The following is a 14,715-nucleotide window of genomic DNA, read 5'->3' on the forward strand; positions in this document are numbered from 1 at the left end:
ACCCGGCAGCGCTGCCCTCCGGCTCCTGCGTTCCGAGGCCGGTCGCAGGAGGGTTTCGGCGGCGCTGCCGGTCACTCGTGCCGGGCGCTCCGGGCTCTATCTCCTGCTCACGGCGAGGCCGTCGACGACCACCCACCTGCCCGAGGACAGGACCACGACGCGGAAGGATGCGCGGGTCTGACGCTCGTAGGAGGCCACCGGCACGAACACCCGCTTGCGCACCGAGTCGGACGCCAGGGAGATCCGCTTGACCAGGGTCCTCCCGCGGTACACCGCGACCTTCCCGCTGCCCGGCGCCTTGGTCACGACCAGGCCGATGCGCTTGGCGCTGATCACCTCGGTCAGGGCAGCGCCCTTGGCCGTCGACCTCATCACCGTGCCGAGGTAGGACCCGGCACTGGCCGCCTTCCGCCAGCTGCCCGCCACGGCCATGCTCCGCTCGTCCAGCGGGACCGCGGTGCACCGGACGGCCGACCACGGCCCGGTGTTCCCGAACCGGTCGGTGCCGCGTGCCTTGAAGCAGTACGTCTCGCCCGGGACGCCGCGGAAGCCCGCGGAGGTGCTCGTCGTGGCCGTCTGCCACGGCTGGTACGACGTGAAGCCGGCCTCCTGCGTGGCCTCCGAACGCCGGACCTCGTAGGACACGGCGGGCAGGCCCGTCGAGGTCGCCTTCCAGGCGGTGCCGACCCACCGGCTGGTGGTGTACGTGCGCGAGGGGCTGGACATGGCCACCGTGGGTCCACCGGCGGGGGCCACGGTCACCGTGTCCGTCGCCGTGCTCGAGGCGCCCGACCGGTTCGTCGCCGTCAGGGTGATGGTGTACTCCCCCGGCTCGTCGTACGTGTGCGACCCGGGGCTCGCCAGCGCGGACTCCTCCCCGTCGCCGAAGTTCCAGGAGTACCCGGTCGCACTCGTGGAGGTGTTGGTCAACGAGACCTCCAGCGGGTTGACGCCGTCCACCGGCTCGGCGGTGAAGCTCGCCGTCGGGTCCGGCACCGGGACGGACGCCGAGTTGTGCGCGTAGTAGCCCGTCACCTGGTCCGAGGCCAGCACGAGCAGCCCACTGCCGCGCGTGACGTTCTGCTTGGTCGTCGTCGCGTTGTTGGTGTGCGTGTCGCTGGCCAGCTGGATGAAGGGGGTCCCCTTGCCTTCCGTGAAGCCGTACGGCCCGGCGAGCGGGACGGTCTTCTGGTAGATGGTGCCCCCGTCGGTGGTATGGGTCGCGAAGACCCGGAGCAGGCCGTTGTCCCGGTCCACGACCACGATCGGCCGGGTCATGTTGTCGGCCACCGTGCTGTGCGTGTAGTGCGACCAGCGGCCGTTCTCCAGCACCCAGAGCTGGACGAGAGCCGAGGCGGGGTCGATCGGCTCGTTGTGGTCCGCGCCGGTCTTCACCACCAGGAACACCCGGCCGGCCCCGTCCCCGTCCACGCTGAGGTTGACGTGGTCGTCCGCCAGGTCGATGCCCTTGGCGATGTTCTGCAGGGTCCAGCCCGTGCTGGAGGGGTCGCTGTCGGCGTGCTCCGCGACGTAGAACGCGGACTCCGAGGGACCGGTGGGCAGGGTCGGGTCCTGCTTGCTCCACACCACCGAGATCTTGCCGCCGTGCGCGACCACCGAGGAGATGTCGTCGTCGGACAGACCGGTGCTCTCCGGGATACCGGGAAGAGCCATCGGGTTGCCCCAGCTCTCGCCCTGGTTCGACCCGACGATCACCCTCACCTCGTAGGTGTTGGTCCCGTCCGTCAGGCTCCGGACGTTGGTGTAGGTCACCCACAGCCGGCCGGTGCTGTCCTTGGCGATGACCGCCGCCTCGACGCCGATGGTGTTCAGGGTGTCGTCGAGAGCCGCGTCCCGGGTGTAGGTGCCCGTGCTCTCGTCGTAGGTGAAGCGCCGGAACTGGATTGCGTCCGCCGCCGTCCTGCTGGTCCGCGCGGACACCACGTAGACGTGCTGGCCGTCCCAGAGCACGTCGACCCTGGCCTTCTCCCGCGAGTCGACCAGCGTCCCGGTGTCCACCCAGCTGTCGCTCACCGCGTCGAACCGGTAGATGTGGTGCGCGTTCGACGCGTCGTCCAGCAGCACCCCCCACCAGGTGTTGGTGCTCTCGACGTACCAGAGCTTGCTCTGCGGCTTCGACGCCGTCGGTGCGTCGTTGGGGTTGCTCGTGCTGACCGGGCTTCCGTACCGGAAGCCCCGGGTCCCCACGTCCCCCTCGGCGCCGGCCGCGGGTCCCGACAGTGCCAGCGGGGTCAGCCCGAGCGTCGCCACGGCGATGGCCATCGCGACGAAACGGACGAGCCCTGCACGTAGTGGTGTATTCCTGGTCATTTCCCTTGTGTCCTCTCCTGGGGGCCCCCGTCGTGACCGCTCGAGAGGGTCACACCACCAGTTCGGCCGAAAACGCTTAAGGGAGACCCGGCGCGCGTGCGCCCCACATGCGAATTGTCGTTTTCCCCGCCCGGATCCGCCTCAGGCCGCGACAGCTGGTGCTGCGACTCTGCCTGAAACGTCGAAAAGAATTGAATGACTCGTTAGGACCAAATCCGTCGTAGCACGAGTCTGGAGATGGCCTATAGAAATCATTTTTCTTCATGCGAAAACGGGCATCCGTGACATTGCGCATTAATGCCGATCGCGTCGGTAATTCTTTGCGGAATCATCGGAATATCTCGCGTCGGTGCGCGATGGTGGGGGGCATGCTCAGTCGTCTGCGCCAGCTGCGTGTGGTCCGCGTTCTCGTCCGCCGGCTGGGCGTGCACCGGGTGACCGCCGCCGTGGGGCTGGTGCAGGCTCCGTGCCTGGCGCTGGTCGGCCTCACGCTGCGCCGGCTGCCCCGCAACCGCCGCCTCGTCGTGCTCGGCTCGCCGCTCGACCGGTTCGCCGACAACGCCGCGTACCTGTTCCTGCACATGGCGGGCCAGGCCGCTCGCCACCGGCTCGAGGTGGTGTGGATCAGCGGTTCGGCCGACGTGGTGCAGAGGCTGCGGTCGCACGGGTACCGCGCCGAGCACCGCTGGTCGTGGCGGGGCGCCCTCACCACCCTGGGTGCCGGCACCTTCGTCTACTCCGGCTACCGGTCCGACATCAACCGGTGGCTCTCCCCCGGCGCCACGGCCGTGTGTCTGTGGCACGGGCTGCCCATCAAGCGGGTCGAGAGCGCCGTGGGTGGCGAGGGGGAGCGACGGAGCGGCCTTCTCCACGCCGTGGCACGGGCGGGCCGCGAGGCGCCGCCTGACTTCCTCATCGCGCCCAGCGACTTCGTCGCGTCGCGGTTCTCCCCCGCGTTCGGCGTGCCGCCCGAGCGGTGCTGGCGGCTGGGTTACCCCCGCAACGACCACCTGGTCACCGACCCCGCCCGACCACCGGCCGCGCTCGTGTGGCACGGCGAGGAGTGGGACCGGCTCCGCTCCGCCCGCGTGGTCGTGGGCCTGTTCCTCACCTGGCGCGACGACCGCGTGGACGACGCCGTGGACACCTCCCTGGTCCAGCAGCTGGCCAGGGTGTGCGCCGCGCACGGAGGCGTGCTGGCGTACAAGGCGCACTACAACGTGGCCGCCACCGAGGTGCCGTCGGCGGGGTGCGTGCCGCTGCCCGCGGACGCCGACCTGCACGCCTATCTCGGCCTGTGCGACGTGCTGGTCACCGACTACTCCTCGATCGCACTCGACTACCTGCTGATGCGCCGACCGGTCGTCTTCTACACGCCCGACCTCGAGCACTACGCGGCGACCCGTGGGTTCGAGATCGAGCCGCAGTCGCTGCCCGGGGTGCTGACCCGCGACCCGCAGGCTCTCCTCGACTCCGTGGACCGTCTGCTCGCACAGGAGACCCGCGCCGCGGACGGAGACGACGGCACGGTGAGTCACGACCTCCTCCTGCGGACCCTGTGGGGCGGGTACGACGGCGGCGCGTCGGAGGCGATCACCGCGGCGATCGCTCAGGCCTCGTCGACCGCGGGTCCGGCAGCCCCGCCGTCACCGGAGTCGGTCCGGCCACCCCGGCGAGGTGACCTCGTCGAGGACCCGGCTGAAGTGCCGCCGCAGCAGCCACCGGCGTGAGCGTCCGAGGCGGGGAGCGCGACGCACGACGTCGGTGTGACGGGTCGACCACCGCGCCGCCAGCGCGGCCGCCAGGAGCGGGCCGAGCGCCGCTGAGCGGGGGCGGTCGTCGTAGTAGGCGTCGAGGAAGACCCTGGCCGCCGTACGGCGCAGCCGGTCCACCTGCGGCAGGCCCGACCCTGTGACGAAGAGCGGCGCGTCGAAGAGCATGAGCAGGAACCGGACCACGTCGTGCTCCGCCCAGCCCTTGTCGGCGAGGTCGGGCTCCAGGCAGCAGGGCCCGGACTCCGTGAGGACCACGTTCTCCGGAGCGAAGTCGCCGTGCAGGACGACCTTCACGCCGGTGGCGCTGGTCATGGGCGGGAACCGGCTGTCGAACCAGCCGTGCCGCACCGACAGGCCCGCGGAGGACAGCATCCGGGGACCCTCGTCGGCCAGGCGGGCCCCGAGCTCGGTCAGGTCCACCACCTCCCGGACGGCCGGCTCGAGGGCGTGCACCTCCCGCAGCACCGCCGCTGCCGCGCGTACGCCGTCCAGCAGCGCCCCGGGCCGCAGCACGGCATCCGGACGGATCAGCGCGGTCACGGTCGGTCCGGGCACGTACGCCATGACGTAGGCGCCGATCTCGGGGACGTACGCGACGGGTCGCGGTACCGACACCGCGCTGCGGCGCGCCTCGAGGTGGGTCGCGAGCCGGCACAGCGCCCGGAACTGGTCCTCGGCCGACACCGGTGCGGCGAGATCCTGCTGCCGGCTGTCGCTGTTCGGCTGCTTGACCACCCACCGGCACCCCGCGGCGTCACCGTCGAGCCCCAGGAAGTAGAGCTCCGACCGTCGACGTGCCGGCCCCCGGCTCACCACCCTGACGCGGCCCAGGTCCTCGGCCGCGACCTCCCCGGCCAGGGCCGGCTTCACGCTCTCGACGACACCGGCGTCATGCACCATTCAGCGCCGCCCTGACGTGCGCCTCGACCGTTCGCGCGATCGAGTCCGGGTCGTCCTCGGCGTCCAGCGTCACGACCCGGCCCGGACGAGCGGCCAGTCCGTCGTACAGCCGGGCCTGCCGGGTGAGCTGGGCGACGGACCACTGCTCGGGCTTGCGGGCGTACGCGACCTCCGGGTCCACCCGGAGCAGGAACTCCAGGTCGGGCGCCGGGGCGAGGGCCTCCACCACGCGCGCCAGCCAGTGGCCGCTCACGTCGGAGTACCAGTACTGGAGCTTCACGACGGTGTCGAGACGGTACCGGTCGAGCACGATCACATCGGCCTCGCCGTGGCGAACGCGGCGGCGCAGGCTGAGACCCCCCGAGATCGCGGCGAAGCTGCCGACCACCCACCACGGCAGCGACCTCGGCGACCGGCCCGCCGCGCCGCGTCCGTCCGCCGGCGTCGAACCGCCGGGGCTGGGGTCCCCCGCTCCACGCTTGGGGCCGAGCCGGCTGCGCAGACCGGCCGGCAGCCGGTTCAGCAGCGGCTCCGGCCAGATCTTGAACGGCACCCACAGGACCTCCACCGTCCGGCCGCGTTCGAGGGCGGCCACCAGCGCCTCGATCTGGCGGGTCTTCCCGGCCCCGTCCAGCCCGGAGAACGACACCCTCACCTGCCGCGGGCGCGGCTCTCCCGACCGCGCGCCGACGATGCCCGTCCTGCCCACCACTGTCATGCGACTCCCCTCCCCTGGCCGGCCCCCGGCCGGCGACGTTCGTGTGTCCTGACCTGCCTCACGGGCCGCCCGGCACCCGCGCCGGTCGCCGGCAGTGACGCCGCCGGTACATCGGCGACGCCGACGCCTGCAGCTCCGCCCAGGCCGCCGGGGTCATCCCGCGCCGGGACGGCGAGCCGACCCGGACCCGCTCCAGCCCCGTCGAGGTCGGCCGCGTCCACGCGCCGGCGACCCGGCGGTAGCGGCCGCGGCGAAGAGCGGCGACGAGACGTTCGTGGTCCGCGTCGGCGACCAGGAGCTCCAGCTCGCGCAGCGCCGGCCATCGTCGCAGGTCGAGCACGATCACGTCCACGGCCGCCGCGTCGGCGAGCTCGAGCGCATGGGGGTCGGCGCCCAGGCCCGTCCCGCGCCACACGAGGGGGTACGCCGCGGCAGCTGCCGCGCGGGCCCACCGCACCGCCCGTCGTGAGCCTGCGGTCGGCGACGATGGGGTGGGCGCCGGCGACGAGGGCACCAGCTCCCGGCCCAGCGCCACCAGCGCGTCCCAGTCGCGCTCCCGGACGCGGTCGAGCGCACGGGCAGCGTTCCACGAGGACGGGCACAGGCGCTCGAAGAGCTCCTCCCCCGGGCTCGGCGAGACGACGAGCGGGAGCGCGGCGGTCAGCTCGTCCTGTCGTCGCTCGTTGACGGCCCGCTTGTCGAGCAGACAGTGGAGCAGGACCGTCCAGAAGGTGTCGGTGGGGTCGAGCAACCAGAGCCACCCGTCACGGACCCGGCGCGCCAGGAGCGCCTCCTCCAGCCCGGAGTGGATCCTCAGCTGCCGGTGGTAGAGGATCTCGACGACCACGTCCAGCTTGAGACCCGGGCCCGACTGCGGGTCGGGCAGGACGTAGAAGCGGTGCCAGGGGTGCAGCGACCGGGGCAGCGCGACACCCCCGAGCCCGAAGATCACGTCCTCGGCGCGGGGCAGGTCGGCTCCGGCGACCAGGAGGTCGACGTCCCGGCCCGGCACCCCCAGGCTCGCCCGTCCCCGCAGCAGCGCCCACCTGGTCCCGGTGTCGTCGAACCCGGACAGCACCCGCTCCAGCGTCGGCAGTCCGGTGACGGCGTACGAGGGGGTGCCGATCATGGCGCCTCCCCTGCGGGAGCGACCACGGCGGGCGGTTCCGTCCGGGCCGGAGGCCGGCGCCACACCAGCATCACGGCGGCCGCGGCTCCGCAGACCTGGGCGACGAGCCAGGCCACGGCCATCCCGTCCTCGGCCAGGTCGGTGCGCGCGGTGAGCAGGAAGCACAGGCCGAGGGCGAGGACGGCGTTCTGCGCGCGCAGCGAGACGATGACCCACATCCTGCGGTGCGCCCTGGCCTCGGCGATCGCGAACGTGACCAGGCAGCGCGGGACGCTGGCCAGCAGGAGGATCTGCAGGGTCGACGTGCCCTCGGTGTAGTCCGCGCCGTACACGGTCAGGATCAGGGGGGCTGCCAGTACGCCCACGACGCTGACCAGCGCCACGAACGGCAGCGCGCGCCGGAACACGGTGCGCCGGAGGGCGTGCGGGTCCTCACCGTACGACGTCTCGACCGTCAAGGCGGTGCCGAGGTTCGTGGCCAGGAGGTCCAGGGTGGAGCTCGTCAGCCAGGCGATCGAGAACAGCGCGGCGGCCTCGGGCTCGAGGAGCTCGAGCGCGATCAGGGGCAGCAGGAACGTCGAGGACGCCTGGAAGAGGTAGCCGGCGTAGTCCAGGGCCAGCTTGCGCAGCGGCTCGCGCGGCGCCGTGCCCACCCCCTCCGAGCGCTGACGCCTGCCAGCACGGAGCAGCACGTAGCCCGACACCACCGGCACGATCACCAGCATCGGGATGAGCCAGCTGACGAAGATGCCGAGTCCGGGGACGAGGCCGAGCAGCGCCACCAGGAGCACGATCTTCACGGTCCCGAAGACGAAGTTCTCGGCCGGGATCAGCTTGCCCAGCCGCAACGACACCAGAGCCGCGTCCTGCAGGGCGAAGATGTTGAACGCCAGGACCGCCAGCGCGAAGAGGGCCATGCGCGGTGTGGAGTCCAGGACCTGGGACAGCTCACTCAGGTGGGGCAGCACCAGCAGGAGGAAGGCGGTCAACGTGAGGACGGCGAACGCCGTCACCGCGCCGTAGACGCGGAGCAGGACCCTGCGAGCGAACGGCCCGGCCCGGGGTATCAGCACGGCCATGCCCGGCCCCAGGTTGAGCTGCGAGACCCCGGACAGCGTGGTCATGGCGGCCAGGAGAGCGGTGTTCCTCCCGATGGTGGCCTGGTCGTAGAGACGCGCGGCCACCACCCAGAAGGTGACGCCGAGGAGGGCGTTGGTCCCGGTGTTCAGCACGAGCGGCCAGGCCGTCCGCGTGAGGGGGTCCGCGACGACTCTGGCCGCCCGCAGACGCTCGTGGACGCTCCGGTGCCGCAGGCGCGCGGGCACCGCCCGCTCGTGCATGGTCACCTTCTCCCCCGCTGCTCGCGCGTCACCGGGGACGCAGGGCGGCGAGCCAGCCGGCCCATTCCCTGCTGCTGGAGAACCGCCAGGTCCTGCCTCCGCTGGGACCTGCTGTCTCCTGCACGGCGTCGTCGAGCTCGTGCCGCTTGCCCCCGATGTCCCATGCCTCGGCCATGCCGTCGGGGCCGGTGATGGCGAGCGTGGTCGACCCGGAGTTGACTCCCATGCAGCCCACCAGCATGGCCCCGTCCGTCGCGGTCGTGACGCCGGGGACCGTGCCGAACAGAGCCGAGGCGCCTGCCGCCGTCGTCACCGTCCCGTCGATACCCGCGGCGCCCGTGTAGCGGGCGATGCCCCCGGCGGCGGTGATGCTCGAGGTGAACGTCCATCGGTAGTTGGTGGGTTCGGAGGATCCCGCGACCTTGTAGTACCCGTAGACCCGCGGGTTCGACACGCCGGTCGTCGTGACGAGGCGCGTCCAGCCGGCGGGCGCGCTCGCGATGCCGCCGCCGTTGAGCGCGAGGCAGGAGACCAGGACGTCCTGGTTGCTCGTCCCGGCCGGCGCGTCGATCGTCAGTCCGGTGTCCAGGGTGCCGGCCACTTTCGTGCTGGTCGCCACCCGCTTGATCGATCCGCTCGAGCTGTCGGCGTTCACGGTGATGGTCCGGGTCGCGGCCTCGCTCGTGCCGGCGCCGTTCGAGGCGAGGAGCGTGACCGTGAAGATCCCCGCGGAGTCGTAGGTCACGCTCGGGTTCTGCTCCGTCGACGTCGTCCCGTTGCCGAAGTCCCACGCCCAGGACGTGGGGTTCTTGGTGGACGTGTCCTGGAGGTCGACGGTCAGCGGCGCCGTACCAGAGGTCGGCGTGGCCGTGAAGCTGGCGACCGGGACCGTGACCGCTGTCCCGACCGCGAGGTCGGCGTGCCAGTACCGGGACGTGGACGTGTTGCCGGCCAGCACGACCAGGCCGGTGCCGCTGGTCACGCCCTGCTTGGTCGAGGTGGCGTTGTTCATGTGCGCCGAGACCGCGTCCCTGAGCACCGGGGTCCCCCGGCCGGAGGCGAAGACCGGGCTGTCCATCGGCGCGATCTTCTGGTAGATCGTCCCGGGCGCTCCCGAGTAGGGACACCCGGAGCTGCTCGGGCCCGTCGCGAAGACGTGCAGGAGGTCGTTCTCCTCGTCGATCACCAGGGTCGGCCGGGTGTGGCACTCCCCGATGGTCCCGACGGTCGTGGCGGACCAGGCGCCGGTCCCCGGCTTGAAGACCAGGAGCCTGATCTGGGGGTCCGAGCTCGAGGACCCGGAGAGTGCGTCCAGGCTCGTCTTCACCACGGCGTAGACACGACCCGCCTGGTCGGCCTGGATGCTTCTCAGGTTGAGGTGGTCGTCCGCCTGCTTCTGGCCGCGCACGGCGATGCCACCCTTCCAGGTGGTCAGGGCGTCGCCGTCGTTGTGCACCGCCCAGTACATGGTGTCGTCGCGCTGGTTGCTCCACAGCACACCGATCCGGTTGCGGGCGAAGGCGACCAGACCGGAGATGTCGTCCGGGGCCACGCTGCTCCCGGTGACCGGAACGACGAACGGCGTTCCCCAGCTGCCGCCGTCCTGCGAGGAGTTGATGTACACCTTGCTGGTGTACCCGGCCGTCGACGAGCCGCTGACCTGTGTCCACGTGGCCCAGAGCCTGCCGGTCGAGTCCTTGTCGATGGTCAGGGACTCGCTGGAGTAGTTGTTGATGTTCGACGGGAAGCCCGGGTCCAGCGTGTACGTCTTGCTGGATGCGTTGTAGGAGTACCGGTAGAGCCGGGCGGGACGTCCGCTGACCGAGGTCCTCACCGTCGAGTCGCTGCTCACCGTCGCCCACTGCGACGCCACGTAGAGCTTCTGACCGTCCCAGAGCGCGTCGGAGAGTGTCTGCGGCCGGTCGTCAACGCGCGTTCCCGTGTCGACCCACTTCTGCGTCGACCGGTCCAGCCGGAAGATGTGCCAGGTCTTGCTGACCGGCTCGAACATGTTCGCCCACCAGCGCCCGTCGTTGTACCACAGCTTGCTCTGTGGCTTGTCCGACGTCGGCGGGTTGGAGACACCGCTGAAGCTCTGGTCGACGTACCCGATGTCGCCGGCCGCCCCCTCCACCTCCGGAACGGCGGTGGTGAGCGACGCCCCGGCGGCGACCAGCACGACGACGACCAGCCCCAGGAGCTTGCGCGGCAGCCGCTTGTCCTCCTGCATCGCCACTTCCCCCCACGCAACCGTCGAGATCCCTCCCCGGACCCCCCACACGCTAGGCGCTCACCGCGGGGCCAGGAACCAACCGCGGCCAAGATGACCTGTTCCACCCATCGCGCACTGCCAGACGGGTCATGCTGCGGCTAAACCTGACCTCCCCGGACGCAACCGTGCTTAGAGTGACCGGACGTACTCAGCGGACGAGGGGACCGATGACATGCGACGGAGGGGCGCCGGCACGAGTGCCGCGCCCATCCTCGCGCTGTTCGGACTCATCGACCAGCGGGTCCCTGTGAGCCGGCGGCTGCCACCGTCGCGCGACGACCTCCTGAGAGTCCGCGACCGCACCCTCGCCGGACTGGCCCCGGTGCAGCCACTGATCTTCCCGGTGCTGGTCGTGGTGACCGGCTGCGCCGCCGCGACGGCCGGTGACCAGGAACGGATCGGCAGCTGGGGGCTGGTCCAGGCCCTTCCCGGGCTCTACTTCATCAGCCTCGCCCTGCTCACCGTCTCCTTCTTCATGGAGCTGTTCGGTCGTGGTGGCAGGGAGCGACAGGTCGTGCTCGCGGTCCACCTCGTCGGTCTCGTCGTCCTGCTCCACGGGGTCGCCGGGTTCCTGGAGCAGGAGCCGCGGTTCCCGACGGCGTGGCTGCACGCGGGCTACACGGAGCAGATCCTGGAGCGCCACTTCGCGCCCGGCAGCGTCGACGCCCGCTTCACCTGGCCGGGGTTCTTCGGCGCGGCCGCGACCGTCACCGGGGCCGCTGGTCTGGACAGCGCCATCCCGCTGCTGCGCTGGGCGCCGATCTTCATGGTGCTGCTCTACCTGCCACCGCTGTTCGTCATCGGCAGGCAGCTCACCGGCTCGGTCACCGCGACGTGGCTCGGGCTCTGGATGTTCCTGCTGGTCAACTGGGTCGGACAGGACTACTTCGCGCCGCAGACGCTGGGGTTCACCCTCTACCTGACGGCGGTGGCGATGCTCGTGGCGTTCTTCCGTCAGCCGAGCCCCGGGCCCGGCCCGCTCGAGCAGACGCCGCGATGGTCCTGGCTGACCCGCGGCGACCTCCTGGCGTTCGACGGCCGGCCCGACGTCGAGACGGCGCCCCGGACGCGGGTGGCGCTGATCATCCTGCTGATGGTCATCCAGGCCGGCCTGGCCATGACGCACCAGCTGTCACCGATCGTGCTGGTGCTCGCCTGTGGCGGCCTGGTGCTCGTCGGCCGATGCCGTCTCACCGTCCTTCCCGTGATCGCGGGGGTGTTCACGCTGGCGTGGATCAGCGTGGGCACGACCGACTACTGGCTCGGCCACCTGGACACGATCTTCGGCGGCGTGGGCAACGTCCAGGAGGTCCTCTCGAACTCCGTGGGTGAGCGCGTCGAGGGGTCGACGGTCCACCTGGTGGTGGTCAGGCTCCGGCTGGCGCTGACCGCCTCCGTCTGGGCGATGATGGTGGCCGCGGCGCTCCTCCTGTGGTTCCGGCGACGTCCCCCGCTCACCCTGTTCACGCTCGGCATCGTCCCCTTCGCCACCCTGGCCCAGAACTACGGCGACGAGGGCGTGATGCGCATCTTCCTGTTCTCGTCGCCGTTCGCGTGCCTGCTCGTCGGGCAGGCCGTGACCAGCCTCCTCCACCTGCCACGGGTCAAGCCGGCCGCCCTGGTCGCCGCGCTCACGCTGCTCCCGCTCTTCCTGGTCACGCGCTACGGCAACGAGTCGTTCGAGCAGGTGCGTCCGGACGAGATCGACGCCATCCACGCGTTGTACCGCCTGGCGCCGCGGGGGGCGGACCTCGTCAGCCCGACCTCCCAGGTGCCGTGGCGGTTCACGTACGCCACCGACTACGACTACGGTCGCCCGGAGTACGCCGATGCCTTCCTCACAGGTCGGCGGCCCGCCGTCCGCTGGCTCCTCGGGGGGGGCGCCGAGAACGCCTCCGGTGCCTACCTGGTCGTGACCCGGTCCCAGGAGATCTACGCCTACGAGGCGCTCGGTCAGCCCCGGGACTGGTTCGACGAGGTGCGGCCGAAGCTCCACAGCAAGAACGGTTACAGGCTCCTGTTCCGCAACCAGGACGCATCGATCTACGAGTACGAGGTGCCGAGATGAGGTTCACGAACACCATGACCACGCTTCGGCCGGTCCAGATCGTGCTGCTGAGCTGGACGTTGCTCAGCTTCGTCCTGGCGGTGCTGCCACCGGACATGGGAGGCACCGTCCGGGCCCTCAACGCCGTCCTGTTCATCACCCTCGGACCAGGATGCGCCCTGTTCCTCCTCCTCCTCGAGTACATGCCCCCGGCCGAGGCCGCCGTGGTGGCCATCGGCACGTCCCTGGTCACGCTCGTGCTCGGCAGCCAGGTGCTGCTCATCATGGGCTTCTGGCGGACGTGGGGGGTCACCGGCATCGTCGCCCTCGTCACCGCTGCGCTGACCCTTCTGCCGAGCCTGCGCGCCGTGGGTGGTGACGCGCGGTGACCGCATGGCTGGTGGAGCTGGCGACGTCGGTGCCGGCGGTGGTCACCGCGGCGGCCGTCGCGGTGTTCCTGCTGTACCGGGACATGGTGCAGCGCGAGCTCGACCCGCAGCACCTGTCGACCGCCCACGAGACGCCGGAGGCGGACACACCGATGCCCCCGGAACGGCCGGTGACCGGCGCCTACCGGTGGTGGGGCATCGTGGCCACGGCGGTCTTCGTCGTCCTGGTCGCGCTGCGCTTCCTGGTCCTCGGAGCCTGATCGGAGCCTGATCGGCGCCGGGGTCCTCGGCGCCGGGTCCTCGGAGCCTGATCGGCACCCGGGTCCTCGGCGCCGGATCAGCCCAGGGCCCGGTCCTGCGCTGCGGCGGTGACCCTGGTGCGCGGCCCCGGGAGGTCATCCGCGGTCACCGGCGGAGCGGGCCGCAGCGGCCGCGCGGCGCCCGGCCGCTGCCCGCTCCGCCCGTCGATCCCGAAGCGGCGGGAGCACGAGCGCGCGACCTCGATCAACCCGGCGATCTCGACGGACTCGTGGGGACGGAGCTTGAAAGACTCCAGTCGCGCGTTGTTGACCATGGACACGAACTCCGCCACCTCGTAGCGCAGGCCGTCGCCGTCGAACTTGCAGTGGTACTTCCTGTTCCGCCCCTGGTCCTCGAACCGGGCCTCGAAGTACTCGGTCTTCCACCACGGAGCTGGAACATAGAGGTAGCCCTGCGTCCCTCCGACCACGAGATCCCCCTCCGCCTTGACGCCGAGGCCGACCTTGGCCGTCGCGACGGCGTGCGGGTAGAGCAGGTCGATCTTGGAGAAGAGGTCCACCTCCGTGCCGGGAGGGCGGTACGAGAAGGTCGTCACGTCGAGAGGATGGCTCCCCAGCAGCTTGGTGATGGCGAGCAGCGGGTAGCTGGCGAGCTCGGCGAGGCTGCCCCCAGCGGGCCCGTGAACCTCCCGCACGTCGTCCGCCACGAGCTTGGTGAAGGTGGCGTCGACCGTGCGGACCTCGCCGATCGAGCCACTTCTGGCCACGGCCACCATGCGCTGGAACCCGGGCACGAACGCGGTCTTGATCCCCTCGAGCAGCACCACCCGCCGACTTCGCGCCAGCGAGTACAGGGTCTCCGTCTCGTGCTGGGCCAGGGTCATCGGCTTCTCGCAGAGCACGTGGACGCCCCTCTCGATCGCCTCCCGGGCGTAGTCGAAGTGCGTCTCGTGGGGCGAGGCGATGTAGACGGCGTCGACCCTCCCGAGGAGCTCGTCGTACGTCGCCGCGGAGAACTGGAGCTCATGACGGTCCATGAACTCCTGGGCGCGCGCCGGGGTGCGGCTGTAGACGCCGGCCACCTCGACCCCGCTCACGAAGACGCACTCCGGGACGAACCGGTTGGCGATCCTGCCGGCCCCGACGACCCCGAACTTCAGGATCCCGCTGGCCTCGTTGCGCAGGAGTGTGCTGGACACCCCGGCGGTCCGCTCGAGGTAGACGACCTCGCAGTAGTCCGCCAGGTAGTCGAACTTCCCCCGCCAGTCAGAGCCGATGGCGAAGATGTCGACGTCGTAGCGCTGGATGTCGCTGATCTTCTGACCCTCGTACTCCTCGATGAGAATCTCGTCGGCCAGGCCGCAGTCCTGCACGTTCTTGATGCGCTGCATCAGGCTCTGCCGGACGTTGAGCTTCCCTCGGGTGTGGTCGTAGTTCTCCGTGGTCACACCGACGATGAGGTGGTCGCCGAGCTCCTTCGCACGCTCGAGCAGGCGGACGTGACCCTCGTGGAACAGGTCGAAGGTGCCGTAGGTGATGACACGCATCGGATCG

At 71.0% G+C, this 14,715-nt stretch carries 11 protein-coding genes; 4 read left to right on the top strand and 7 right to left on the bottom strand.

What is annotated here, in order from left to right:
• Positions 1-96: 96 nt before the first annotated feature.
• The gene (locus K1X13_RS01655; RefSeq protein ID WP_221023304.1) at positions 97-2,283 is read right to left on the bottom strand and encodes a PKD domain-containing protein; all 2,187 of its coding nucleotides are present in this window, start codon (positions 2,281-2,283) and stop codon (positions 97-99) included.
• A gap of 416 nt (positions 2,284-2,699) precedes the next feature.
• Between K1X13_RS01655 and K1X13_RS01660 the strand changes: the two genes are divergently transcribed.
• Positions 2,700-4,061, top strand: coding sequence for a CDP-glycerol glycerophosphotransferase family protein (locus tag K1X13_RS01660; RefSeq protein WP_221023305.1), 1,362 nt, complete (start codon positions 2,700-2,702; stop codon positions 4,059-4,061).
• On the opposite strand, the gene K1X13_RS01665 is transcribed toward K1X13_RS01660, so the two are convergent.
• From K1X13_RS01665 to K1X13_RS01685, 5 genes are read right to left on the bottom strand one after another with little or no spacing between them, the layout of a single operon-like run.
• Positions 3,978-5,006 carry a phosphotransferase gene (locus tag K1X13_RS01665; RefSeq protein ID WP_221023306.1) on the bottom strand — a complete coding sequence of 343 codons (1,029 nt, stop codon included), beginning with the start codon at positions 5,004-5,006 and terminating at the stop codon, positions 3,978-3,980. The genes K1X13_RS01660 and K1X13_RS01665 overlap by 84 nt on opposite strands.
• A complete protein-coding gene (locus tag K1X13_RS01670) occupies positions 4,996-5,724 on the bottom strand; it encodes a dTMP kinase (RefSeq protein WP_221023307.1) in 729 nt (242 codons plus the stop codon). The genes K1X13_RS01665 and K1X13_RS01670 overlap by 11 nt, the downstream gene beginning before the upstream one ends.
• 58 nt (positions 5,725-5,782) lie before the next feature.
• The gene (locus K1X13_RS01675; RefSeq protein WP_221023308.1) at positions 5,783-6,853 is read right to left on the bottom strand and encodes a hypothetical protein; all 1,071 of its coding nucleotides are present in this window, start codon (positions 6,851-6,853) and stop codon (positions 5,783-5,785) included.
• Entirely contained in the window at positions 6,850-8,193 is a 1,344-nt protein-coding gene (locus K1X13_RS01680) for a lipopolysaccharide biosynthesis protein (RefSeq protein ID WP_221023309.1), read from the bottom strand. The genes K1X13_RS01675 and K1X13_RS01680 overlap by 4 nt, the downstream gene beginning before the upstream one ends.
• Positions 8,194-8,221: 28 nt before the next feature.
• Positions 8,222-10,423 (bottom strand): PKD domain-containing protein, encoded by a 2,202-nt coding sequence (locus K1X13_RS01685; RefSeq protein WP_221023310.1) that lies wholly within the window; start codon positions 10,421-10,423, stop codon positions 8,222-8,224.
• Positions 10,424-10,637: 214 nt separating this feature from the next.
• On the opposite strand from K1X13_RS01685, the gene K1X13_RS01690 reads away from it, so the two are divergent.
• The 3 genes from K1X13_RS01690 to K1X13_RS01700 are packed head-to-tail and all read left to right on the top strand — an operon-like array spanning position 10,638 to position 13,161.
• Entirely contained in the window at positions 10,638-12,533 is a 1,896-nt protein-coding gene (locus K1X13_RS01690) for a hypothetical protein (protein WP_221023311.1), read from the top strand.
• A complete protein-coding gene (locus K1X13_RS01695; protein ID WP_221023312.1) occupies positions 12,530-12,901 on the top strand; it encodes a hypothetical protein in 372 nt (123 codons plus the stop codon). The genes K1X13_RS01690 and K1X13_RS01695 overlap by 4 nt, the downstream gene beginning before the upstream one ends.
• Entirely contained in the window at positions 12,898-13,161 is a 264-nt protein-coding gene (locus K1X13_RS01700) for a hypothetical protein (RefSeq protein WP_221023313.1), read from the top strand. Before K1X13_RS01695 ends, K1X13_RS01700 begins: the two co-directional genes overlap by 4 nt.
• Before the next feature lie 77 nt (positions 13,162-13,238).
• On the opposite strand, the gene K1X13_RS01705 is transcribed toward K1X13_RS01700, so the two are convergent.
• The gene (locus K1X13_RS01705) at positions 13,239-14,708 is read right to left on the bottom strand and encodes a Gfo/Idh/MocA family oxidoreductase (protein ID WP_221023314.1); all 1,470 of its coding nucleotides are present in this window, start codon (positions 14,706-14,708) and stop codon (positions 13,239-13,241) included.
• Positions 14,709-14,715 lie beyond the last annotated feature (7 nt).

The organism is Nocardioides jiangsuensis (assembly GCF_019679455.1).
GTDB classification, from domain to species: Bacteria; Actinomycetota; Actinomycetes; order Propionibacteriales; family Nocardioidaceae; genus Nocardioides_C; species Nocardioides_C jiangsuensis.